Raw genomic sequence first — 1,381 nt, forward strand, 5'->3', positions numbered from 1 at the left:
TTGACACTCCCCGGCGTAAACGCACGGGGATTCTTGAATCTCAGACATAACTTGCTCAACCAGGCTTGCGCTCTTATTGAGTAGAGGTTTCATCTCCCCAAGCGTTGCTCATGAAAGCCATGAAGGTTCCGGTATGCCCTACCGTACCCAATCCTCGACTAAGGATATTTATAGCTGCGTTTTCATCTCTATCCATTACACAACCACATTTACAAACGTGTGTCCTAGTAGATAGAGTTTTCTTAACAATTTCGCCACAGCTAGAGCATTCCTGGCTCGTATATTGGGGGTTAACCGCAACCGTGACTTTCTTGAATACTTTACCAAAATATTCAAGCCAGACACGAAACTGATACCAGGATGCGTCATTTATAGATTTAGCTAAACAATGATTTTTCACCAGATTTTTTACCCTCAAATCCTCATAAGCGATCAAGTCGCGAAGCTCGCCACGTCGAGGATTCGATGTGGCAGACTTCGCGTTAGACTGAACTACGCACCGTGCAAGCTTTATTGCATGGTGCAATACGATTGCCTACTTATTTTGAGGTGGCGTTTTCCTAAAATCTGTCTAGCTTTGCCTCTATTTTTAGAACCTTTTACTTTTCTGGAAACTCGACGTTGAGAATGTTTAAGAACTTTTTCGCCTTGACGAAGAAATTTGGGATTTTCTACCATCAACCCATTCGAGTCGGTGTAGTATTCCTTTAAGCCGACATCTAAACCAATTGTGTTACCAGATGACTCTATATTCTCTTGACGATTAACATCAATACAAAATTGAACATAAGCACCGTCTGCACGTTTTAGCAGTCTCACCCGTTTAATTTGGTTTATTTGATAGAAGTGCAGGTCACGAGTCCCTTTGAGTTTTAACCTACCGATACCTTTTTTATCAGTGAAAGTGATAAATTTACGGTTATCTTCTAATTTCCAACCCGAAGTTTTATACTCAACAGAGCGACAGTCTTTTTGAAACTGTGGAAATCCCTTCTTGCCCAGAATACCTTTCCTACAATTCTCCAAAAAACGATTAATTGAACTCCATGCTCGTTCTGCACTAGCTTGTCTAGCCATTGAATTAAGTTCGTTAGCAAAGGGAAAATTAGCCGCTTTTTCCAGCACAATATTTCTGCAAATCGTTTTTACCTGTACCTTTTACATCCATCCATAGGCGAATACAGCTATTACGAATGAACTGTGCAGTCCGAATTGCATCCGAAACTGCCGTCATTTGGGCTGACTTTCCATAAGCTTTGAACTCAAAAACAAGCATTTTCCACCTCCCGTCTTATGCTATCACAATTGGTATAAGATAGAGCGAATATAATAAAAAGCCGTCCTGCAAGGACGGGGCTTTAGACCCAACTTTTCGGTAAAA

General features: G+C 41.1%; 1 pseudogene. It reads right to left on the reverse strand.

What is annotated here, in order from left to right:
• A pseudogene (locus OGM63_RS28210) lies at positions 1–1,276 on the reverse strand (RNA-guided endonuclease InsQ/TnpB family protein); the annotation flags it as partial.
• Between the last annotated feature and the right edge of the window lie 105 nt (positions 1,277–1,381).

Origin of the sequence: Plectonema radiosum NIES-515, from assembly GCF_025753815.1 — a bacterium.
Classification (GTDB): Bacteria; Cyanobacteriota; Cyanobacteriia; order Cyanobacteriales; family Nostocaceae; genus Hassallia; species Hassallia radiosum_A.